The organism is Agrobacterium sp. NPDC058088 (assembly GCF_042885035.1).
Taxonomy (GTDB): Bacteria; Pseudomonadota; Alphaproteobacteria; order Rhizobiales; family Rhizobiaceae; genus Agrobacterium.
In genome coordinates, this window is sequence record NZ_JBHVSU010000006.1 from 185,862 (window position 1) to 209,626 (window position 23,765).

Genomic DNA, 23,765 nt, shown 5'->3' on the forward strand with positions numbered 1-23,765 from the left:
CACAAGAATCCAGCCGACGCACGTCTGCGAGGCGAAAAGACCCCCTACAGCCCAAGGACGTAGGCTCGCTGGTTCCTGTGACAAGCGCAGGAATGAGGGCTGCGTGGGTATCCGCCGCTTGGGATGTTGCACCATCCCCATGCCCGCTCACGCGGATCTAAACAGGACAATTTACAATTCGAGCTTGACAGAAACGGCATCTCTGCAATTATATAAATAGCTGTATAAATATTCACACGCATGTTTTGAAGAGGATTCCATGCAGTCCCAGGAGCTAGAGCGCATTGCGCGCCAGATTCGCCTTCGCGACGTACAGGCTGTTTTCGAAGCGGGTGCGGGCCATGTCGGCGGCGAAATGTCTGCTATCGACATCATGACGGCCCTTTACTTCCGCGTCCTGCGCATCTGGCCGGATGATCCGAAAAACCCTGCCCGCGACCGTTTCGTGCTTTCCAAGGGCCATACGGCCTGCGCGCTGTATGTGACGCTTGCCAAGCGCGGTTTCATCCCGGAAGAGGAAATCTCCACTTTCCTGCGGCCGAATTCGCGCCTCAACGGCCATCCGAACTGTAACAAGGTTCCGGGTGTGGAAACCAATACCGGCCCGCTCGGTCACGGACTGCCGGTTGCCGTCGGCATGGCAAAAGCAGCCAAACTTTCTGGTGCGAACTACCACACCTATGTGATGACCGGCGACGGCGAGATGCAGGAAGGCTCCAACTGGGAAGCCATCATGTCCGCCGCACAGTTCGGCCTGAACAACCTGACGCTGATCGTCGATCACAACCGCTTCCAGCAGGGTGCGGCGCTTTCGGAAACCAATGATATCGCACCGCTTCGCCCGAAGCTGGAGGCTTTCGGCTGGGAAGTCAGCGAAATCAACGGCAATGCCATGGTGGAAGTCGTGCCGGCGCTGGAGCATCGCGGCGACCGTCCGCATTGCATCGTCGCCCACACCAACAAGGGCCACGGAATTTCCTTCATGCAGGACCGCGTCGACTGGCACCATAAGGTTCCGAGCAGGGAACAATATGAAATCGCCGTCAAAGAACTTTCGGAGACATTGTAATGAACGCGCCCGTAACCGCCGCCAAACTGTATGACTGCCGCGACGCCTTCGCCGAAACGCTGGAAGCGCTGGCCGCCGGCAATGACAGGGTCGTCGCCGTCTGCAACGATTCGGTCGGCTCCTCAAAGCTCGGCGGCTTCAAGTCGAAATTCCCCGAGCGCCTCGTCAATGTCGGGATCGCCGAACAGAATATGGTCGGCGTTGGCGCCGGTCTCGCCAATGGCGGCCAGCTGCCCTTCGTCTGCGGCGCATCCTGCTTCCTCACCGGCCGCGCGCTGGAGCAGATCAAGGCCGACCTTGCTTATTCCAACGCCAATGTGAAGCTGATCGGCATTTCATCAGGCATGGCCTATGGCGAACTCGGCCCGACGCATCATTCCATCGAGGATTTCGCATGGACCCGCGTTCTGCCGAACCTGCCGGTCATCGCCCCTTGCGACCGCATTGAGACGGCGGCCGCAGTCAAATGGGCGGCAGACTATGCCGGGCCCTGTTTCCTGCGCCTGTCGCGCGTCGGCGTGCCGGATCTGCTGCCGGAAGGCCATGTCTTCGAACTTGGCCGCGCCAACCTGCTGCGCGAAGGCTCCGATGTGACGCTGATCGCCAACGGCACGCTGACGCACCGCATCGTCAAGGCCGCCGATATTCTCGCCAGCCGTGGCGTCAAGGCGCGTGTGCTGAACATGGCGACCGTGCGTCCCATCGATGAGGCGGCGATCGTCGCAGCAGCGAAGGACACCGGCGCGATCCTGACGGCTGAAGAACATTCGATCTTCGGCGGCCTCGGCTCGGCCATTGCCGAAGTCGTGGTCGAACAGGCCCCCGTACCGATGAAGCGCCTCGGCGTTCCGGGTGTCTTCGCCCATACCGGTTCGGCCGAATGGCTGCTCGATGAATTCGGCATGGCGCCGGCCGCCATTGCGGATGCGGCCGAAGCGCTGATCAAGAGAAAATAAAGTCTCCTCCCAGAGTCGTCGCGTGTCTTCGGATGCGCGGCGACACCCTTTCTGCAATATCGTCGTTTAATCGCCGCAAGGCGGAAACGAAAACTGCCGACGAAAGACTCCCATGATGCGCGCGATTCTGTCCATCGATCAGGGCACCACCAATTCCAAGGCCATTCTCGTCTCGGAAAGCGGAGAGCTGCTGGCGCGCGGCTCATCACCAGTCGGCATCGCCTATCCGCAGCCCGGCTGGGTGGAACAGGAGCCGCAGCGCATCTGGGCCTCGGTCTGCGAGGCAGTCTCCGCCTGCCTTGCCGCCGCGCCCTCCGCCGTCGATGTCGCAGCCATCGCGATCTCCAACCAGCGCGAATCAGTCACCATCTGGGATGGCGAGACCGGCGAGCCGCTCGGCCCGGTGCTCAGCTGGCAATGCCGCCGCACGGCGCAGGACTGCGCCGAGCTGATCGAGAAGGGCCATTCCGAGCGCGTCATGGCGCTGACCGGCCTGCCGATCGACCCGATGTTTCCGGGCGCAAAAATGCGCTGGCTGCTGGAGCGCGCGCCGAAGGGCCGCAGGCTCCGCCTCGGCACCATTGACAGCTGGCTCATCCATTGCTTCACCGGCGGCAAGGTCCATGCCTGCGACGCCTCCAATGCCGCCCGCAGCCAGGTCCTCGATCTCAATCGGCAAGTCTGGAGCGATGAGCTTTGCGAACTCTTCGGCATCGATATCGACACCCTGCCCGATCTGCGCGACAGCAGCGGCGATTTCGGCGTGACATCAGGCGTTCCCGGCATCAAGGACGGCACGCCGATCCTCGCCGCCATCGGCGACAGCCACGCCGCTCTCTTCGGCCATGGCGCCTTCAATCCGGGTGATGGCAAGGTAACCTTCGGCACCGGCTCCTCGGTCATGACGACGCTGCCGCATTTCATCGCGCCCGAACGCGGCATCACCACCACCGTCGCATGGCGGCTCGCCGGCAAACCCACCTTCGCCTTCGAGGGCAATATTCTCGTTTCCGCCGCCTCCCTGCCCTGGATGACGGAGATTCTCGGCCTGCCGGATGTCGCCGCGCTGGTGGAGCTCGCCTCCACCGCCGAGCCTGATGGCCCCGGTTTCGTGCCAGCCTTCGTTGGTCTTGGCGCACCCTATTGGGATACGAATGCGCGTGCGCTTTTCTCTCAGATCAATTTTAGCACTACCCGCGCCCAGATGGCCCGCTCCGTCACCGATTCCATCGCCTTTCAGGTCCATGACGTCTTCGCCGCCATGCGCGCGCAGTCGCCTTTGGGCTTTGGACGCCTGTTCGTGGATGGCGGCCCGAGCCAGAACCGTTTCCTGATGCAATGTGTCGCCGACATGCTGCAACACCCCGTCATCCAGCGCGATGCGCCGGAAGCCTCGGCGCTGGGTGCTGCCTATCTCGCCGGCCTCGCCCTCGGTGTCTGGAGCGATCTCGATGCCATCGCGGCGCTGAACAGCAACGGCAACACCATCGCGCCGTCCGCGAGCGAAAACAGCCAGCAGCTCGGCATCTGGCGCGATGCGATTGCCCGCTCGACCTTGCCTGTAACCTCGGGTAATGGTGAATAAAAATTCACCCTGGAGGGCTTATGGGCAGGCTTAACGAACTTCGAATGATATCCCGCGTGGCGCAGATGTATTTCAGCGAGCACAAAAGGCAGGCGGAAATTGCGCAGCATCTCAACCTGTCGCAGGCCACCGTCTCACGCATGTTGAAGCGTGCCGAGGCAGAAGGCATCGTCCGCACCAGCATCATTCCGCCGCCCGGCACCTATAGCGATCTGGAAGCGCAGCTGCGCGAACGTTTCGACCTGCCGGAAGCCATCGTTGTCGATTGCAGCGAGGATCGCGACGGCGCGATCATGGCCCGCATTGGCGAGGCAGCGGCGCATTTCCTTGAGGTGACGCTGTCGCAGAACGAGATCATCGGTGTTTCCAGCTGGAGCCAGACGATCTTCAAGATGGTGGAGAACATTCACCCGCTGAAAGGCGCGAAAGCGCGGTATATTGTCCAGACACTGGGCGGCATGGGCGATCCCTCCGTGCAGACGCATGCGACCCAGATCACCACGCGTCTGGCGCGGCTTACTGAGGCCGAACCGAAACTGTTACCAGTACCCGGCGTTGCCACCTCGCGGGAGGCAAAGCTCCTGATGCTCGCCGATCCCTTCGTGCGCGAAACCATCGATCTTTTCGGGTCGATCACGCTCGCGATCGTTGGCGTCGGCGCGGTCGAACCATCGGAGCTTCTCGCCCGTTCCGGCAATATCTTTTCCGCCAAGGAACTCGCCGATCTCGCCCATGCTGGCGCAGTTGGCGACATATCGCTGCGGTTCTTCGACAAGCAAGGCAAGCCCGTTAAGACCCCGCTTGACGACCGAGTCATCGGGCTGCCGCTGGAAAACCTCTCGAATGTCGATCGCGTCATTGCGCTCGCGGGCGGCTCCAAAAAGACTGAGGCAATCGCCGGTGCGCTCAGAACAGGTGTCATCGACGTTCTCGTCACCGATAAATTCACCGCCGAACGATTGGTCGGCCAGGAACCATAGCCAAAATCCCATAAAGGAGGAGACATGAGGCGCTTTGAAGGTCAATCCGTATTCGTGACCGGAGGCAACAAGGGCATCGGTTACGGCATCGCCCGCCGTTTTGCCGAGGAAGGCGCGAAAGTCGCCATCGCCTCTGTCGACAAGGACACGCAGGATGCCGCGAAAAAACTCGCTGACGAAACCGGCAGCGTCACCCATGGCGTGATCCTCGACGTTCGGGATGCGGCAGCGGTGCGCGAGGCCTATGGTTCCGCCGAAGAAGCGATCGGCCCGCTTTCCATCTCCGTCCAGAACGCCGGCGTCATCACCATTTCGAAGATCGAGGAATTGACGCAGGAACAGTGGGATTTCAATCTCGACGTCAACACCAAGGGCGCGTTCCTCTGCTGCCAGGAGGCGATCCGCCGCTTCCGCGAAAGCGGCACCATGGGCCGCCTTGTCAATACCGCCTCCGGTCAGGCACGGCAGGGCTTCATCTATACCCCGCATTACGCCGCCTCGAAGTTCGGCGTTATCGGCCTGACGCAAAGCCTTGCCAAGGAACTCGCGCCGGAAGGCATTACCGTCAACGCCATTTGCCCCGGCATCATCCACACCGAAATGTGGGACTATAACGACCGCGTCTGGGGCCAGATGCTGGGTGAGTACAAGCCCGGCGAACTGATGGCCGAATGGGTGCGCAACATCCCCATGCGCCGCGCCGGAACGCCCGCCGAAGTCGCCGCACTGGTGGCGTTTCTGGCTTCCGACGATGCGGCTTATATCACCGGGCAAACCATCAATGTCGATGGCGGGCTGATCATGTCGTAAGAGCACCGGTCGAAAAATTTTGACCTCGTCGACGGCGCCCCGACCGTTTGATCGCAGGGACGCTTGCACGCCTGGCGGACCCAGCCAAGCGTCGACAGACACATGTCCATCACTCCATGCATCCAGCCTCTCTATTTCAGCGTTCTGCTCCAGAAGCCTTTCGTTCACGCCCAGCTCGCCACAGCACTGACCACTCTTCTCAACGACGCTGCCACCAGCAGCATCGCAATAGTTCGCCAGACTGACCTGAAGGGATCGGCTAGGACGCTCGCTCTTTCTGCTTCTCAGGCGAACGAAAGCGCCGCCAAGAATGACCACGACAACAGCCCGACACTTACGGCCGCTTATCGGCGATAATGGATAACTTGTGTATCTGTGGTGGCTTGGCGAATAAGTCGCCTTCGGCGGCCTTCGCCATCAAAGCCGCAGCCACCTGGCCATTTAGGTGGGCATCCCTTCCGTCCTCATCGTCGAACGTATCGAAGATTGCAAACGAGCTTGGGCCTTCCTGTATCGCATACCAGGAAATCGTGCCCGGCTCCGCGTTGACGAGAGGTATGGCTGATCTCAGGAAATCGGCGACCTCCTGTTCCTTGCCGGGTTTTGCTTCAAGTGGAACGTAAAGTGCGAATTTGGTCATGGCCATCTCCATGGGCACCTCATCGTGCCGCAACCTACTATACCACGTTCAGCCGCCGTATGTTTTGCCATCGGCAAAAATAAAGAGGTCCATGAGAAAGCTTGGTAGATGTGAGATGGCGAACCCCTCAGAGCGGTTGGGAATAAAGATCTCCGAATCAACGGCTCCAGAAAAGATTCGAACCTCTGACCGGTTTGATATGCATCGGCGCTTTATCTATTGCGTTGATCAAGAGGCGCCGGTTTTGGGCTCGTGAAAACATAGCCTCTTCTAGGCTCGCTATAGCGGCAGCTCATGCTGTAGCCGGCTATCCCAAAGCCACCCACTGTCGAGAGTGTGTGGCCTGCTTCCCGCCATAGTCTACTCCATCTTTGCACACCCTGCTCATTGTTAAGGCAGCCCAAAAATGCGCGGACTTACTCGGCAAGCAAATGCAGCGGGCTCCCTGTATAGAGCGATGGTCCAAGCACCGCTACCACTCTCGCGAGACAGGCCGCCCTCATATCGTCGAATTCGATCAACGGGCAAACACGTTTACGGAACGCTTCTCTAGCTTTAGCGCCGGCATCAACAGCATGTTTAACGCTACGCCAACCATGTCGGCAATATGAGAGGTGGCGTAAAGAATCTTAAAGGGGCGATCCTGTAGGCTGTGACGTAAGGCAGGCAGAGCAATGCAGATCGATTTACAAACCCTTTGGTATTTAACCGTCGGAACGCTCCTGGTGTCAGCGTCGCTTCTCCTTTGGGAAAGGCAGGCTCATCCAGGTCGCGCACGCGTGCTCGGTGTTCTAGCCGCAGCACTCTTCGCGTTCATTCTCGGCTGCGTGCTTGCAATGAACCGCAGCCCCTTTCCGGTCGCGCTCGGCATGGGGGCGATCAACATCCTAATGATGTTGGGCTACCTTCTGGTCTTTAACGCCATCGCCGGCCTCGACGGTCACCGGTATCTCTGGTCGTCCGTCGCAACGCTAAGCTTCCTAGCCATCGCCTGGGCGATCGCTGGCACGCACTTCCCGACCGCCTTCTGGAACCATGTCTCGTCTATCCCCATCGCGCTGACCTGCGGCCTGACGGCATGGACACTTTTGCGCAGCCGCACGGTCCAGCGATTGCGCTCACGTCCGATCGCAGTATCGATCTCGGCCGTCCATGCCTTGTTCTACCTTGGCCGAGCGTTCATTGCCCCTGTTCTCCTTGAACGGTACGGGCAAGATATAATCTCCATGGTCGGGAAGGCGACGATGTACGAGGCCGTCTTGTACTCGGTAGCGATGCCGATGTCCTTTCTGATGATTATTCGAGAGGAGGAAAAGCTCCACCTGCTCCGCCTGTCACAAACCGATCAGTTGACCGGACTTGCTAACCGTCACGCTTTTTTTGAGCAGGCATCTCGGATCCTCCGGGAACGGCATGGTGACCCCGTCTCACTGCTCGCCTTCGACCTCGACCACTTCAAGGCGATCAACGACCTTCATGGACATCCAACCGGAGACAAGGTCTTGCAGTTGTTCGCCGAAACCGCCCGCGAAGAAGCGGGACCCGACGCGCTTATTGTCCGGCTGGGCGGGGAGGAATTCGCTGCGCTTCTGCCACGGTGCGACCATTCCCAAGCTCTCAGTCGCGGCTCGGCCATTGCAAGCCGGTTCGCCAAAGCAGCCGCTCGGGCAGAGGGTTTGAAAACCCATGCCACCGTCAGTATCGGCCTTGCGGCACCAGACTGCCACGACCTCGCCGGGATGCTTGCAAGCGCCGATGGCGCGCTGTACCGCGCGAAATCCCTTGGACGGAACCGCGTTGAGGCAGCACGGTCAACCGAAACGAGGCAACAACCCTCAGCCGATCCCGTACCTCATCATTTGCGGTTAGTGACGACCGGGGTGCCCTGATTCGATGTAGCGCTTGGGTCATTGATTGTGTCGAAATCCGGCGAGCTGGTGGGGCAAGGCACCCTGCTATTACTGTGCTCAATAGCCCGCTGCACATCACGTGCATTTGAGGCTGCCAGCAAGAATGAAGCTTTCCTGATAAGGGCACTTGGCGAGCTAGTCACGACTCACGTGTCCCAACGTCATCAAGCACCTGGCGAAGTAGCGACACCAGCCTATCGACCTCTTCTGCGACAGCCCTTTTGTCATGCCCGCATTGCCTTGGCGCAAGGTAGCGCGAAGTGCCGGCAATCGTATGAGTGCCGCCTGCGTCGCGAAGATGGGGCGCAAAAGTGGCCGACTTTTTCTCCACCTCTTGGGAGGTCTTTACTCCGCGGTTGACGATTCCATCCCTTCTCAGCGGCCCAGGGCACCTGATTAGGTGAAATTTGCCTCTATGATAAAAGTCTTCGTTAGCCCTGATCAGATCGGGAACTGGTCGCACAGTAGAAATCCAGCTATCTGGGTTGGCGGATACGGCCATGGTCTTATAGTCGACACTCGCGCCGGTTAATCCCGCGGCGGTTGGAGATATCACCTTTGAATCGCGACAAAAGGTGCCTCAACGAATGGTGAGAAGAGAAGAAGATGGGCCCCCGGCGGACTTACCTACGCTTCAGATGAGATTGCAAAGCGAGCCGCGAAGACAGAAGGTGGCGGTGATCCTCAAGCTGGCTGGCGTGGCCTGCATCGGTCTCGGGCTGGCGTGGACGCTCTGCTACCTCTATTTTGGTCGCTACGAGCTGTCGGTAGTGTTCATCGGATTGACCGGCGTGGGCGTGCTCGCCCGCCATCGCAGCAAGCGAAGCGATAGCTCATCGCTTCTTGTCGTTGCCCACGGGGTTTTTGTGGTCGTCTGCGCCATTTCGCTGATCGATGCACCCATCGCCTGGGTTCCTCGGTCGGCCCACCTATTTCTGCTTCCGCTTGCCGCTGGAGCGGCTTTTACTTTTGAGCGACACGAGCGCTATGGAACGCTTATCTTCCCCCTGATTTGCATCGCCGCTTTCGTTGCGTTCGCGATGGGCGCGCTAGACCCCCTCGCACCAGCTATCTCCCCGCCACTGGAGGTGCGCGCATGGGGTGCAAAGCTGAATACGACGACGTCGATGCTGCTGCTGGCCGTCGTGTTTGCCATCTACCGCATCGATAGTGGAAAGCGCCTGCGGTTGGAGCGCGAGTTGGGTCGAGCTGTCCGTAACGGTGAGATCGAGGTGTACTTTCAGCCACAAGTGCGTGATAGTGGCATTGTAACTGGTGCTGAGGCGCTCGTGCGCTGGCGGCATCCGTCCGGTAAGCTGCTGTCACCCGATGCCTTCATCGATCTCGCGGAGGAAAGCACTCTGATATGCGAGATTGGGCTGGAAGTGCTTCGTCAGGCCTGCGAGACCCTCAGTCACTGGTCAGCCAACCCACGCACGCAAGCGCTACGCCTCGCGGTGAATATTAGTCCTGTCCAACTTCAGGATCCTTCGTTGGTGTCGTCGGTTTCGAGGATCATTCGTGAGGCGGGTATTGATCCGTCCTTGCTGGAGTTCGAGCTCACCGAAACTGCACTGGCCACCGATACTTCGGCCGTGCTTGAGCGGATGGAAGTGCTGGCGTCCAGTGGCGCCTCTTGGGCGCTTGACGATTTTGGGACCGGATACTCCTCGTTGGCAACGTTGCGTACCCTCCCGGTGCGCAAGCTAAAGATTGATCGGCAGTTCCTTATCGAGGCCACAAGGCAAGAGCGCGCGCAGCAGCTTCTCGGAAAGATCATCGAGATATCGCATGTCATGGGTATGTGTGCCTTGGCCGAAGGTGTGGAGACGACTGACCAGCGGGAACTATTGACCCGACTTGGTTGCGACCACTTCCAGGGCTATTTGTTCGCCCAGCCGATGCCGCGCGAGGAGTTGAATAAATGGTTGGGTCACCAACCGATTACCGCTACCCTGTCTGCTGTCGGTTGAAGGCAGACATGCGGTTAAAAAAGTACAATATATTTAATTTGCGAGCGCGAGACGTCTATACTGTTGGTTTCCACGCGGAACTGAGCCGGTGGGGGTGCGGATAAAAAGTTGGACTGCTCTATAAGTTCAGGCCGAGGCTCTTACGATATTCGACCGGGCTAAGTGATCCCAGTGATATTTTGATGCGCGTTTCATTGTACCATCGGATGTAGGCGTCCACCTCTGCCACGAACTGCTCGATCGTGATGACCTTCCAGTCTCGTGGATAGAAGAGCTCGGTTTTCAACCGACCGAAGAACCCTTCGCACGCGGCGTTGTCTTGCGAGCAACCCTTTCGAGACATCGAGCGAACCAGTCTTGCTTCGCTGATACGGGTTAACCAGCCGGGCCATCGATAATGCGCTCCACGATCAGAATGGATGATTGGCCGTTCCGCTACGTCGGTCACGGTCTCGATTGCGGCGTCCAGCATGGTATTGACTAGGCCAGCATCTGGTTGCGTCCCGACCGACCAACTGATGACCATGCCGTCAAAGCAGTCGATGATAGGCGAAAGGTACGCCTTCCCGGCTGGGATCTGGAACTCGGTGATATCTGTCAGCCATTTCACATTCGGCGCCTCAGCATGGAAGTCGCGATTGATCAGGTTCTCGGGTGCCGGACTGATTTCTCCCATATATGATCCAAAACGCCGTCGACGCGGCCTGGCAACAACTAACTGCTCCTGCTTCATCAATCGCTGGACAACCTTTTCCGAGATTACCACGTTTTGTCTGGTCAGCGACGCCTGCAGTCGTCGATAACCGTAGCAACGACGGTTCGTTTCAAAGATCTCAGCTAGGCTGTGGCGGACGGCGGCATACTTGTCTGCCAGGCACATGCAGGCGCGATGGTAAAAGTAGGAGCTGCGGGCAATCCGAAGCTGGGCAAGCAGCTCTGGCAAGCGATAAACTTCTTTAAGGGCGTCAATCAGCTGGGTCTTCTCCCGATTACTCAGGATCTGCAGATCGACGCCCAGGTCTTTTTTTAGGAGTTCGTTTGCCTTCTTCAGGAGATCATGCTCGAGTTACAACTGGCGGACATCACGCTCAAGAGCTTCAAGCTGTCGCTCGAGTTCCTCCCGTTCTGTCGCTTTGGAGTTGGCTTTGCGGCGTTTCATGGATGAAGGAGCCTCATGACCGAGAAGCTGATCTTTCCAAGCGTACAATGTCGGCCTTGAGACGCCTAGCCGGTCAGCCACCTGTTGAGCGCTTTCATCTCCACCGCATAGTCCGATAACGCCCGTCTTCCGGATCTCCTCGCAATAACCAGGGTGCCACGATCGACCGACCATCGATGTTCGCGTTTCTGGAAAGGCCTCCCGGACCCAGGCGGTTAGAGTTCCTCGTCCAGGATAGCCAAGTGCCCGCATCGTCGCAGAGATGCAACGATTGGGGTGCGAAAGTGCTCAAGTGCCGCCTGCCTCTGAGCCTCTGAATATTTTGGCGCTCGCGCTACCGGCTGAGTACGTAGGTCGAGATGCTGTAAGTACTCACGGTACCAGCCCCTCAGCGCATTCTTGGTGGGATAACCCAACTGGCGAATGGTCGCGTTAAGCCGATTGCCAAGGCGGATATAAAGCTCAACGGCTCGAAGTCTGTCTGCGTAGGAATACATGAACTACCTCCTAGTGGTCCAAGTTTTCGTCCGCATCCCCTTATGCGCCTAACCGGCTCAGTTCTGCGTGGAAACCAACAGCCAATACGGACGAACTGCTGAACGACGTCATGTCCGGCCGTCTCGATTGCGCGATGGTTGCCGAGTATTCAGGAATTCCTTCAGCATTGAGATGGCACCCATTTATCAATGAACCTCTCCTGGTCATCGGTCCGGAGGAAACGCCTCGAATGTCCGGCCTCGAATTGCTGTCGACGATGCCTTATGTCAGGTTCAACAGTAAATTCAGGCTGGCCCAGCTCATAGAGATCGAGCTTGCAAAAACCGGAATCGTGCCAAATCTGATAGCCGAGATAGACACGATTGCTTCGGTAGTCTCTTGCGTCATTCACGGTCTGGGCGTCTCCGTGGTTCCCTGGATCGCGTTAAGAGACGTCGCCGTACCGATCGTCTCGGTGCCGTTCGGCGAACCTCAGATACTACGACCGATCGGGCTGCTGGAAAGGCGGGCAGGCACACGCGCTGCGATCATAGACCGGATACATCAGCACTTGAGTAGGCTTAGCCATCCCTACGGTACAGCACGTTGAGCGAGCCCTATGTGTCAGGACAACATAGGCACGCTACATCGCTGTTGGTTACGCCTTGAGCGGACACGAACCAGCGACGTGTTTCGTTTACGAATGGAAATCAACCCATTCAGAGGCTTCGCCCAACCTGATAACAGGGGCAAGCGATCAAGTGTCCGCGGGGCATTTGTTTCGGCTATTCGCCGGGCCGGCCGCGGCGAAACCCAAATTGACTGACTCAATGAATCGCTTGTGCAAGTTCATGCATTGGATGCTTACGCTCAAGATTGCTGTCCGATACCTCCAGCATCTGGTCCCGGCGGGTCCCGGCCGCGATCGCCTTTCGGGGACATGAGCGGTTCGTCTGCAAGATCGCTGATCGAAATTTCCTCCTGTTGCGCAATCATGCTATGAATTGGCACGGCAACGACGACAGTTTCCGAAAACAACCTCTTTACGTGACGTTGCGACTGAGCTTTTCGCCCGGCCTGATCAAAACCAGGTCGAGGCGGCCGGCGAGAAGTTTCGGTATCAACCGGTTCTACCAGATGATGCGGGCGCCGACGCGGCCGGAGAAGAGGCGGAAGTTTTCTCCGCCGAGGTTGAACTCGTAGGACGCGTTCGCATAGATCGAGGCATTTTCCGAGACCTTGGTGGTGAAGCCGACGCCGAGTTCGAGGCTGGTTTCTTCCCAGGATGGACGAATGGCGGTTTCATTGAAGTGGATCGTGTCGCTGGCCTTGAACTGATGCCAGAGATTGGCCAGCACGAAGGGGCTGAACGGTCGCTCGTTGATCGTGTAGTCGCCTTCCAGACGCATGCCGACACGGCCAGTCCAAGAATCGTTGTTGTCATAGCTGATCCGGCCGCCCGGATCGTTGGCCTCGTTGAAATTCTGGTACTGCCAATAGACCTGCGCCTGTGGTTCGATAACCCAGTTTTCGGAAATGTCGAACTTCTTGCCGGCCTCCAGCGAAGCAGTCCATTCCCGACCGCGGAAACTGGTGCTGTAATCGGCAACTGAGTCCGTATCGATACTGAGCCAGGAATGCATGAGAATGGCGTCGATGTAGGACTCGTCTTCCCAGGTGTGCGTCCAGTAAGCACCAAGGCTATAGGCGTCGACATCGATGTTGCCGATTTCGATGACCCGGTCGTAGATGTTTCGAGCGCGCATATCGCCCCAGCCACGGGCATAACCGGCCATCACACCAAAGGTATCAAGCTGGCCATCATCATGTTCGGCACGATAGACCGGCGCACCGAATTGCAGGCCCCACTGGTTGCCCTTGAAGCGCTGATCGGCAAAGGAGCTGAGGTCCTGGCGGTATTGATCGCCGAAGAAGCGGGTCCAGACGATATCCTTGTCCGCTTCGTCACCGAACCAGGCCTGTTCGCCATGACGCTCATGGAACGTGCCAAGCGCGACGCGCAGCAGGCCGCGAACAACCGTCGGCGTCGCGCTGAGGATCGGGACTTCAGGGCGGATCAGTGTGATGTCGCCGTCGTCACCGCCATCGCCGCTACCGCCGCCGCCCGAACCGCCACTATTGTCACCGCCACCTTCTTCGCCACCGCCACCTGGCAGCAGCCAGTCTGGCAGGTTCGGGTTGCTGGCATCAATGCCCTGGAAGTTGTTGCGCAGGTACCAGTTGTTTTCGGTGCCGCTGGTCACGCCGCCCCTAATGAGCTGGTATTCGTAGATACCGGCAGAGGCACGGCGGGCGAGATTAAAGGTACTCGAGCCTGTGGTCGCACCGTTAATGGCTTCCACGACGAGAATACCGTTCTGCGTCGTCTCCGCACCGGCGCCACCGACATTGGTGACGACGAGGCCGGTGGTGCCAGATGTCGTGCCGTTGGAAATCACCAGCTTGTCGGAGGGGGAGCTGTCGCTCGCCAGCACGGTATTGAGCCAGAGCTGGCCGCCAAAGCCGCGATAGTTGCCGACTATGGTGAGGCTGTCCGATGTCGAGTTGGAACCGTTGGTCAGATCGATGAAACCGGAGTTTTGAACCTGTACCAGATTACCGCCAACCGCCGGGTTGATGCTCCACGTGCCGCTACCGGCCCGCAGATAGCTGGAACCGTCAATGACGAGACCACCTGTCAGGGTTCCAGTGTCCCCCAATGTCAGGGTATTGTTCATCGTCAGTTCGGAGCCGTTCGTCAGTTCGATACGTTCCCAGTTGATCAGCCGTCCGGGATTGCTGCCCTTGGTATTCGACCAGGTCAGAATGTCTGTGCCGAGTCCGCCATCGATCTGAATACCGCGGAGATGGTCCTCGGTGAGACCAGAGAAATAGGCCGTGTCGTTGTCGGTACTCATGTCGATACCGCCGATCAGGCCGCCGATCCAGACCATAGAATCGGCGCCAGAGCCTGCTACCAGAGATCCCGTGACTTCGCCGCCAGACAGCCGAAACTGGTCGTCGCCATCGCCCTGATTGACCGTCGCGCTGACGCGGCCGCCGCGCATGTCGAAAATATCGTTGCCGGCCCCCTGCGAGACGCTGCCGTTGATCTGGCCCGGATCGTAGTTGATGATCGTGTCATTGCCCGTTCCAAGTGAAACGGTGCTCTGGATCGTGCCGTAGTTCTGCACATAGGTCTGGCTGGCGCCAGTCACGAAGATACCGCTGTTCAGCGATGCACCAGTGTTGTTGGTGATGTTGGTCTGGCCGTTCCCATTGACGGTGATGCCATTGTTCAGCGTGCCGTCATTGGTGATGACGTTGGTGCTGTTGCCGGTGAAGCTGAAGGCCGAATTGATGAAGGAGTTGGCGTAGTTGTGGACGATGTAGGCGCCATCGCCATTCACCACCAGACCACCATTGATGGTGCCGCGGTTGTCGAAGACGAGCCGGTTGACGTCAGTGATAAGAACATTCTGCAGATTGCCTGAGGAGTCGACCGTCAGAGTGTCCATGGTGCTGGCCGTGAACGGACCATTGAGGTTGGTGCCCTGTTGTATCTGGACATTCAGGCTGCCCAGACCGATTGTGGTGAAGCCCGCCGGATTGCCATCACAGACAACCGTATCACCAGAAGACGGCGTGGTCGGCGTACAATCTGCAAGTGCCGTTCCGGTGTAGGGAAAGAAAAGCAAGGCGCTGGTAAGCGGCAGTCCAAGCTTCAACTGAAACGCACCGGCGTGCGAAAAGGAAAAGAAACCGGGTATTCTGCTCTGGCTTGAATTACGCATCAAACGTGCCCCCGCACAAGACCTGCAAAAAATCAGAGTTTTATCTGATCTGAAATCTCCCGCGCAAATCGGTTGATGCTTCAAACGCATCCCATGAATTTTGCGGCGGCTATAGCTCCTCGCAGACAATCATTGGACGAAAGTTAGTTGATAAGGAAAAGAAAAGAAACGATTGTTTTAACCTTTGGTTGCTGAAATAGTCACTGGTAAAATCTTCCATATGACAATGTCGCATAACCGTCCAAGATAAGTCTGGTCCAAATCTCTCGTTAACCGTGACTGATCCCGACCACAGTTTTCGTGGGTTTACGCCTAGACAGTTTATCCATCATGCGCCTAGCTCTAACCGTCCGGTTGTACGCTTGATTACACGTCTTGAGAGGATGTCGAATGTCGTCCGTTGCCGAAATCTTCCGCCAATCCCCTGAAATCGCACTCTTTTTGTCATTGGCTTTTGGCTATTGGATCGGAAAGGTCCAGTTTGGCAGGTTTCAGCTCGGCGGTGTTGCGGGCTCCCTCCTCGTAGCTGTCGTGATAAGCCAGGTGGGAGTTCAAATCGACAATGGGATCAAATCCGTTCTCTTTGCCCTTTTCATATACGCCGTCGGTTTTGAAAGCGGTCCGCAGTTTTTTCGCTCCTTGGGAAAACAATCTATACGAGAGATCGTCTTGGCTGCGGTTCTTGCGATCAGCGGTCTTGCCACCGTGGTCGTGCTCGCAAAATTGACAGGTCTTGATAAGGGCATCGCCGCGGGCATTGCGGCTGGGGGGCTGACACAATCAGCCATTATCGGAACGGCGAGCTCCGCTATTGAAAAACTTGGCCTTGCCGCCGATGAGACGCAGAGGCTCCAGGCGAACGTCGCGATCGGTTACGCGGTCACCTATATATTCGGTTCTTTTGGAGCGATCATCGTCTGCGTGAATATTCTTCCCTGGTTCATGAAGCGGGGAATCCGGGATGACGCCGTGAAGGCGGAAGCAGAGATGCTCAAGGGCGCCCGAGTGTATGGCGTCGGTGAAGCACCGGCCCTTCCGGATCTCGTCGGACGGATATTCAGGGTCGAGGGCGCGGCTGGGAAAAGCATTGCCGAATTGGAAGCACTGTCGAAAAAAGGGCCTATAACGATCGAACGCGTGAAACGAGGCAGCGCTCTGGTTGGCGTTGAACCCGGTCTTGGTCTGCAGGACGGTGATCTCGTGCTGATAGTCGGACGTCGTGCGGGCGTCGTCGGTCTTGAAAACCTGATCGGCAGGGAGGTGGCGGCGGCGGAAGGCCTGGAACTCGTGGTCACAACGCGTGACATCGTCGTAAAAGACAGGGACTTCGCCGACCAAACCGTCTCCCGGATATTGGAGCGAAGCAAAGAACTGCGCCACGGAATCTACGTGATACAGGTAACTCGGGCCGGTGTGAAACTGGAATTGAACAACGATACCGTTATACGTGCCGGCGACATAGTGACCGTGCACGGAGTACAGGAGGATTTACAGCGCCTCTCGAACAGAGTTGGCAGCGTCTTAACTCCCAGTGACAAGACAGACTTCGTATACCACGGCTTTGGTGTGGCCATCGGCCTGCTGGTTGGTCTTCTCGTGGTTAGGATCGGTTCGGTCCCGCTAACGCTTGGTGCAGGCGGCGGAGCTTTGCTCGCCGGTCTCGTATTTGGCTGGTATCGCAGCCGTAATATGACGCTTGGCAACATGCCGACACCCGCTTCAACTCTCCTGAGAGATCTCGGTTTGGCAGGGTTCGTGGCCGTGGTCGGCCTGCAGTCAGGCCAACAAGCGGTACACACCGTCGCTGAAAGTGGTCTTTCGATATTTGCGATAGGCGTCGTCGTCACGGTGCTACCGCTGTTGATAACAATGCTCGTTGGTCGCTACCTTCTAAAGTACGACAATGTCGCGGTTTTCGCCGGTGCTCTGAGCGGATCGCGAAGCGCAAATCCCGCCTTCGGAGAAATTCTCGATAAAGCGGGAAACTCCATTCCCACGACCCCTTTTGCCATAACATACGCACTTGCCAACGTTTTCCTGACGTTGCTGGGCCCACTCGTGGTGGCACTCGTTTAACAGACAGGAGAGAGAAGTATGAACGATTACAGTCAGTTCGCAAAACTCAGCCCTTTCGAACTTAAAGACGAGCTCATCAAACTGGCGTCCACGAAAAAAGAAAAACAAATGTTGAACGCGGGACGCGGCAACCCGAATTTTCTGGCAACCCTGCCCCGGCGAGGCTTCTTCAGGCTCGGCCTATTCGCTGTCGCGGAATCAGAGCTTTCATACTCCTACATGGAGCAGCACCTAGGTGGCTTACCGCGCATAGAAGGCATCGAAGCGCGATTCGAACGCTTCGTCTCAGACAATCGAGACCAGGAAGGCGTCGTGTTTCTTGGTCGCGCCATAAGTTACGTGCGTGACCAGCTCGGACTTTCCGCTTCCGATTTCCTCCACGAGATGGTGGAAGGCATATTGGGCTGCAACTATCCTGTTCCGCCGCGCATGCTGCGTGTCAGTGAACAGATCGTCCGTCAGTATTTGGCGAAAGAGATGATTGGCGGACAAATATCGCCACAGGATATAGACGTTTTTGCCACTGAGGGCGGAACGGCAGCAATGACGTATGTTTTCGACACGCTACAGAAAAACCGTCTGATCAAAAAATCGGACAAGGTCGCTATCGGTATGCCTGTGTTCACGCCGTATATCGAGATTCCACAACTGGACGCATACGGGCTTGAAGAGGTTTCGATCAGGGCGGACCCAGAGGCTGGCTGGCAATATCCGGACTCCGAACTCGAAAAGCTTAAAGACCCCTCGATCAAGATCTTTTTCTGCATCAACCCAAGCAACCCTCCGTCGGTAAAGCTCGATCAACGGAGCCTGGAAAAGATCGCCGACATCGTCGACAATCATCGGCCAGACTTGATGATACTAACCGACGACGTCTACGGGACTTTCGCAGACGACTTCAAATCGCTGTTCTCTGTCTGCCCAAAAAACACGATCCTGGTCTACTCGTACTCGAAATACTTCGGAGCTACGGGTTGGCGGCTGGGAACCGTCGCATTGAGACGGGACAACGTGATTGATCGGGCGATCAGAAACTTGCCGGAGGAAGACAAAGCCTCGCTCGACAGGCGGTATTCATCGATTGTCACGGACGTTTCGGCATTGAGGTTTATCGATCGCTTGGTTGCTGACAGCCGTACCGTGGCTCTCAATCACACCGCAGGGCTATCAACGCCTCAGCAGGTCCAAACGGTGCTGTTTTCGTTATTCGCCCTTATGGACGAAAACGACAACTACAAGAAAACACTGAAGCGACTTATCCGGCGTAGACAGGCGGCCCTGTACGCTGAGCTCGGCCTGGACGCTCCGGATGACCAGAATTCGGTCGATTATTATACCTTGCTGGATCTTGAGAAGATTTCCCGCCGGCTTTTTGGCGACGAGTTCGCAGCATGGGTCAGACACGAATTTTCGCCGAACGAGTTGCTGTTCAGAATTGCCGATGAGACCGGAATCGTTCTGCTGCCGGGACGCGGCTTTGGCACCCAGCACCCCTCTGGTCGGGCGTCGCTTGCCAATCTCAACGAGTACGAGTACGCGGCGATTGGCCGATCGCTCCGTAAAATGGCTGACGAGTACTACGCGAAATTCCAACAAACGCATCGATAACGCGCTTCCTGCCATCGTTCCGATGGCGGGAAGCCTCTCTTCAACTGAGGCAGCGTTATGATGATATTGAACGTCGTTAAAAGCGCGCTCACCGACCCTGTCGTCGCGCTAAAAGTGCTCACAATCTTCTAATGGGAAGGAAGAGCGATTTGCTGCTGATATCACCGCCGGCATCGCTCGCTCGAGCTGGTACGGCATCCGTATGCTGAGCCAGCAATTGTGATCGGCACCCCGATAAACGGGCCATGCAAGCCCGACGGAAGCTGCAACAAAAATCTTTTGAGGACCACAAAAGGCGAAATCGCAATTCACTTCCCGAAATTTTGGGCTCGATATAGTTCCCGATAAGAAACTAAACAAACGTCAATGCAGACCCAGTGCATTCCCGGTTGTCTGCAATCTGAACCATGATGAAGATCATCGGCAGCACAATGGGGTAAGCGTCGATCTTGGTCGAACAGAGCCGCGTAGAGCAGCAAAAAGCAAAGCAATCAAGGTTTGAATCTTCACAGAGGCGCAACTAATACGTTAATTAATATTTAAGAATAAAATAACAAATTTAACATACAACAATTATGACAGCGATCCAGCTGCTACGCCCCGCGCGCGACCAGGACGATGAATGTCTTGCTCAGTCCCCCGCATTGAATCGAAGGGGAACCCCCCATGTCGTTCCTTCAACATGCCCGCATTCGTACGAAGATCCTTTCGCTCATACTTCCACTCTGTCTTGTCGGTATTGGAGGCGACATTCTCATTGCGAAAAACTACAGCTCGTCCGGTGAGACGTATACGGACTTCATTTCAAACGAGACCTCTGCCGAGATAAACATGGCGATTGCCAGCCAAAGGTTGGTCGCTGTCGTCTACGATGCCTACCAGGCTTTCGCGTACGACGCGGCTACTAGTGGCTTTAAAGTAGCGCAGGACGATTACCAGCAAAGCAAGAAGCGTCTCTTTGAACTTATCAATGAGTCCAGGGGCCTGCTTCCGAGCGAGGCAAGCAGTTTCACCGCCTTTGAAACGGACGCGAAGGAAGTCTTCAGCATCACTGACAAGGCGATTGAAGCAGGGGCTGCGAACCGCGACACGGAGGCAAAGCAGCTTCTCGCCCAGGCCGATGAAAAGGTTGCCGTCGCCCTGCCGAAAATGCGAGGCTGGATCAACGGCTACTCCAAAAGTATAGCCGAAAAGGCTGCCGCGCTCGGCGTGGAAACGAGAAACACAATCTTTTACAGCCTTCTCGTCGTCGGCTCTGTTTTTGCCGTTGGCATTGCGCTGACGCTCGTTCTTATCTCGCGCGGCATTACCGGCCCAATCGCTGCACTTCGCGAACGCATGTTGTCGCTCGCTGCAGGCCAGAGCGAGGCACCGGTTGATGGCACAGATCGGCGTGACGAAGTCGGAGAGATGGCCAAAGCCGTGGCCGTGTTCCGCGACAACGCTATCGAGCGCTTGCGGCTGGAACAGGAGGCGGATAACAACCGGTCGCTATCTGACAAAGAGCGGCTTGAACGCGAGGCACAGAAAGCCCGTGAGGCTGCGGACACACAGTTCGCTGTCGATGGTTTGGCAACCGGCCTGGAGGAGCTATCCCAGGGCAATGTCGCCTATCGCATCACAACTCCCTTCGTGACACAGCTTGATCGGTTGCGAGAGAATTTTAACACTTCGCTCGAAAAACTTGAGCATACGCTGCTTCAGGTCGGTCAGAACGCCCATGGGATCGACGCCGGTGCAAACGAAATTCGCGTTGCTGCAGACGATCTTTCGAAACGAACGGAACAGCAGGCTGCCTCTGTCGAAGAAACGGCCGCGGCGCTCGAACAAATCACAACAGCGGTAAAGGACTCCGCCCGGCGTGCAGAAGAAGCTGGGGCCCTGGTAGGGCGCGCGCGTCAGGGAGCGGAACAATCGGGTGAGGTCGTTCGCAACGCCGTTGCTGCAATGCAAGCGATCGAAAAGTCTTCCATGGAGATCAGCAACATCATCGGCGTCATTGACGAGATTGCGTTCCAGACGAACCTTCTGGCATTGAATGCCGGTGTCGAGGCCGCGCGCGCGGGCGAAGCTGGAAAGGGCTTTGCAGTCGTCGCTCAGGAGGTACGAGAGTTGGCCCAACGCTCGGCTCTTGCTGCAAAGGAAATCAAGACACTCATACGCGGTTCGGGTGTTCATGTGCAGGCCGGCGTCGATTTGGTGGGAGAGGCTGGCAGGTCGTTGGAGAACATCTCTTCGGAAGTTCAGGAAATCAACCGGCATGTTAGTGCGATCGTTGAAGCATCGCGAGAACAGTCAATCGGTCTCCAGGAGATCAATACAGCTGTAAACGCGATGGATCAGGGCACGCAGCAGAATGCCGCTATGGTTGAGCAATCCACCGCTGCCAGTCACAGCCTTGCAAAAGAAGCTGCGTCACTGACCGCCCAGCTTTCGCAATTCAACCTGACCGGGATGGCCTCGGCGCAGTCCGCAGCACTTCGCACTTCAGCCCGTGCTATGGCGGCAGTACCGCCGCTGCCATCTAGCGACATTGCCGGCAGATCCAAGCCACGCCGAGTTTCGGGTTCTGGCAGCGCTACGCAAGGCAACTGGGAAGAATTCTGAAAACCGAGCTCGGGAGCATTTCATGCTCCCGAGCAACCTTTGCTAGGATGTTCGTTGCCGAAAGCCGTTGGATGCCCCATCAAAACTCAATCCCAACAGTTTCGTTCATTCTAATAACGATGGCTCGGCTGATCGGTTTATGAACGGCGGTTGCCTTCTTCTTGGCCTGCTTTCCACACATTGGTTGGGGCGAGCCTTGAGCGGTTTCGATGATAACCCTGTCTGAACACTTGGCGCGATGTGAGGAGCCGATAGGGCCTCAGGTTGGAAGCACATATCCGTACTAATCTCGACAGCAGCGTTTAGAGGGAGGTCAATCGCTTATGCGGCACCTTAAAGGAAAAGCATGTTGCCATCTCATCAGAGGAGACATCAATTGTCCCGCCGTGTGCTTTAGCGATCTCTAGCGCAATGAAAAGACCGAGTCCCAGACCCTGGCCGCTGCGGGACGCGTCTCCGCGCTTGAACGGAAGAAAAAGCCTCTGAATATCGTCTTTGGGAATGGGAGTGCCTCCGTTGCGCACAGAGATCTCGATACCCTGCTTGTTCTGCTGACCGTTGATCTCCACGGGTTGCTTTTCGGCACCATGGCTGACAGCGTTCGAAACGAGATTCGAAAACAATTGCGCGATCCGAAGTCGGTCCACAAGTGCCTGCTGCGGCAGGTCCAGATTGAGACGGATGTCGCGGTTTGGATGTGCCGAACGGATTTCGTCCACCACCACCTGCAGAACCTCTACTAGGTCGGTTTCGCTTACATCAAGGGAGATACCGCCCCCAAGCCGCGCTCGTGCCAGATCCATGATGTTGTCGACGAGGCCAGTCATCCGGGAGATGCTGGCCTTCATGAGGTTCAAGACCAGCGGGCTGCGAGCCGTCCAGCCTTCTTTGAGCAAACGTTTGGTCCCCGCGTCAAGCGCCGCCAGCGGATTGCGAAGGTCATGACCGAGCACGGCGATGAACTGCTCACGCAGTTCCGACAACTCGCGCTCGCGCTGCAGCGACACTTCCGTCGCACGCAGCCTTTCCCCTGCATCCAGATGATGTGCGATCAGCTCAGCGAACAGCTTGAACGTTCCAATGACCTTAGGATTGTCGACCTCCGCCGGCTTCGGATCAATAGCGCAGAGAGTTCCCCAGAATGAGCCATCCGCCCGGATGATCGGCATCGATATATAACTTCGCAGACCGTAGATGCGGGGCGTGTGATGGTCGCGGTACCTGCCGTCGGCGAAAGCGTCATCGAAGACGATTGCCTGGCGATGGTCGCGAATCTCATTGCAAAGCGTGCTCTCGATTGGTAGCTCGTCGCCGGGCCTTAGACCAAACCCGACGTGATCAAGCGCGCTGCAGGTGATCCAGCGAGTCTCGGTTACGCGCGCGATTGCAGCAAAACCCATTCCGGTCATCCGGAGCGCAACGTCGAGTATGGTCGGCACCGCCGCGATGGCGGCTACGGCGTCGATATCTGACTGATAGCTAGCAGGTTCCCCCGGAACGGACGCCGCGCCCTCTGATAGCTCGTTTGTCGCTGCGAAGCCGATCTTTTCGACGGCGGTCGCGATGGCCTCCGCCAGCGCCTCCAGCGTTTCAACCTCCCACTGCGTCGGTTCGTGTGGTTTCGACCAATAGGCCCCAATCGCGCCGACGGGATCTTCTGTGCGGATAGGCGCCATCGCGACGGCCTTTACAAAGCTTCCCGCGTAAAGCTCGTGTGGGATTCGGTCGTCCCTGGCGATATCTGGCACCACGACGGTCTGCCGGTTAATCATCGACCAACCGGACAGACAGGCTGTCGCTGGAAATTTCTGTCCCTTCCAGAGGGTGCCGATGGCGTCCTCATCGATGTAATGACAGAGGTCGCCTTCAAGGCGGATGAGGGCAATGCCCTCGCACCCGATCAGAGATCGAGCGCTGGAGCGGATAGTGGCGATCACCTCATCGATGCGGCGCGCTCGCTCGATGACTGATGTGGCTTTGATCAGGCTGGCAAGTGACGTCCGAGGTTTGGCAGAGTAGTCTATCAGCGCCATTGTCGTCCTTTCGGTTTGTGAGACGATGGCCTCGTTTTACGAGGCGACATTCGCACAATTGAGCCGTGTTTGAAAGGAATGACTTATG

The 23,765-nt window shown here is 57.3% G+C and carries 14 protein-coding genes and 2 pseudogenes; 12 read left to right on the top strand and 4 right to left on the bottom strand.

All coding sequences use genetic code 11. The features are described 5' to 3' along the window. Positions 1-259 precede the first annotated feature (259 nt). The 6 genes from ACFVTJ_RS17655 to ACFVTJ_RS17680 all read left to right on the top strand — a co-directional run bounded on the left by ACFVTJ_RS17655 (position 260) and on the right by ACFVTJ_RS17680 (position 5,757). A complete protein-coding gene (locus tag ACFVTJ_RS17655) occupies positions 260-1,069 on the top strand; it encodes a transketolase (protein WP_386909553.1) in 810 nt (269 codons plus the stop codon). After that, positions 1,069-2,025, top strand: coding sequence for a transketolase family protein (locus ACFVTJ_RS17660; protein ID WP_386909555.1), 957 nt, complete (start codon positions 1,069-1,071; stop codon positions 2,023-2,025). The genes ACFVTJ_RS17655 and ACFVTJ_RS17660 overlap by 1 nt, the downstream gene beginning before the upstream one ends. A 115-nt stretch (positions 2,026-2,140) precedes the next feature. After that, the gene (locus tag ACFVTJ_RS17665; protein ID WP_386909673.1) at positions 2,141-3,610 is read left to right on the top strand and encodes an FGGY family carbohydrate kinase; all 1,470 of its coding nucleotides are present in this window, start codon (positions 2,141-2,143) and stop codon (positions 3,608-3,610) included. Between the two features lie 20 nt (positions 3,611-3,630). Beyond that, positions 3,631-4,590, top strand: coding sequence for a sugar-binding transcriptional regulator (locus ACFVTJ_RS17670; protein ID WP_386909557.1), 960 nt, complete (start codon positions 3,631-3,633; stop codon positions 4,588-4,590). A 24-nt stretch (positions 4,591-4,614) separates the two neighbouring features. Next, complete coding sequence (locus tag ACFVTJ_RS17675; RefSeq protein ID WP_386909558.1) at positions 4,615-5,400, top strand: SDR family oxidoreductase; 786 nt, start codon at positions 4,615-4,617, stop codon at positions 5,398-5,400. 102 nt (positions 5,401-5,502) lie between these two features. After that, positions 5,503-5,757, top strand: a complete 255-nt coding sequence (locus tag ACFVTJ_RS17680; RefSeq protein WP_386909560.1) for a hypothetical protein — start codon at positions 5,503-5,505, stop codon at positions 5,755-5,757. Here the strand turns inward: ACFVTJ_RS17680 and ACFVTJ_RS17685 are convergent. Beyond that, a complete protein-coding gene (locus tag ACFVTJ_RS17685; RefSeq protein WP_386909562.1) occupies positions 5,735-6,040 on the bottom strand; it encodes a putative quinol monooxygenase in 306 nt (101 codons plus the stop codon). The genes ACFVTJ_RS17680 and ACFVTJ_RS17685 overlap by 23 nt on opposite strands. A gap of 674 nt (positions 6,041-6,714) precedes the next feature. On the opposite strand from ACFVTJ_RS17685, the gene ACFVTJ_RS17690 reads away from it, so the two are divergent. Continuing rightward, positions 6,715-7,929 (top strand): diguanylate cyclase, encoded by a 1,215-nt coding sequence (locus tag ACFVTJ_RS17690; RefSeq protein ID WP_386909564.1) that lies wholly within the window; start codon positions 6,715-6,717, stop codon positions 7,927-7,929. Between the two features lie 698 nt (positions 7,930-8,627). Continuing rightward, entirely contained in the window at positions 8,628-9,923 is a 1,296-nt protein-coding gene (locus ACFVTJ_RS17695) for a putative bifunctional diguanylate cyclase/phosphodiesterase (RefSeq protein WP_386909566.1), read from the top strand. A 118-nt stretch (positions 9,924-10,041) separates the two neighbouring features. On the opposite strand, the pseudogene ACFVTJ_RS17700 reads toward ACFVTJ_RS17695, so the two are convergent. Continuing rightward, positions 10,042-11,579 (bottom strand): annotated as a pseudogene (locus ACFVTJ_RS17700) (IS3 family transposase). A gap of 92 nt (positions 11,580-11,671) precedes the next feature. Between ACFVTJ_RS17700 and ACFVTJ_RS17705 the strand changes: the two are divergent. Next, a pseudogene (locus ACFVTJ_RS17705) lies at positions 11,672-12,169 on the top strand (LysR substrate-binding domain-containing protein); the annotation flags it as partial. Between the two features lie 520 nt (positions 12,170-12,689). On the opposite strand, the gene ACFVTJ_RS17710 reads toward ACFVTJ_RS17705, so the two are convergent. Further along, positions 12,690-15,353, bottom strand: coding sequence for an autotransporter outer membrane beta-barrel domain-containing protein (locus tag ACFVTJ_RS17710; RefSeq protein WP_386909568.1), 2,664 nt, complete (start codon positions 15,351-15,353; stop codon positions 12,690-12,692). 390 nt (positions 15,354-15,743) lie between these two features. Here ACFVTJ_RS17710 and aspT point away from each other — a divergent pair, with 390 nt between their 5' ends. From aspT to ACFVTJ_RS17725, 3 genes are all read left to right on the top strand, one after another. Further along, positions 15,744-17,429: an aspartate-alanine antiporter gene (aspT, locus tag ACFVTJ_RS17715; protein WP_386909570.1), complete on the top strand. Its 1,686-nt coding sequence runs from the start codon at positions 15,744-15,746 to the stop codon at positions 17,427-17,429. Between the two features lie 18 nt (positions 17,430-17,447). Then, positions 17,448-19,037 carry a bifunctional aspartate transaminase/aspartate 4-decarboxylase gene (locus tag ACFVTJ_RS17720; RefSeq protein WP_386909572.1) on the top strand — a complete coding sequence of 530 codons (1,590 nt, stop codon included), beginning with the start codon at positions 17,448-17,450 and terminating at the stop codon, positions 19,035-19,037. A gap of 666 nt (positions 19,038-19,703) precedes the next feature. Then, on the top strand, positions 19,704-21,644 hold the full coding sequence (locus tag ACFVTJ_RS17725; RefSeq protein ID WP_386909573.1) for a methyl-accepting chemotaxis protein: 1,941 nt from the start codon (positions 19,704-19,706) through the stop codon (positions 21,642-21,644). 302 nt (positions 21,645-21,946) lie between these two features. Here ACFVTJ_RS17725 and ACFVTJ_RS17730 read toward each other — a convergent pair whose 3' ends face one another. Beyond that, positions 21,947-23,677 carry a GAF domain-containing protein gene (locus tag ACFVTJ_RS17730; RefSeq protein ID WP_386909575.1) on the bottom strand — a complete coding sequence of 577 codons (1,731 nt, stop codon included), beginning with the start codon at positions 23,675-23,677 and terminating at the stop codon, positions 21,947-21,949. Between the last annotated feature and the right edge of the window lie 88 nt (positions 23,678-23,765).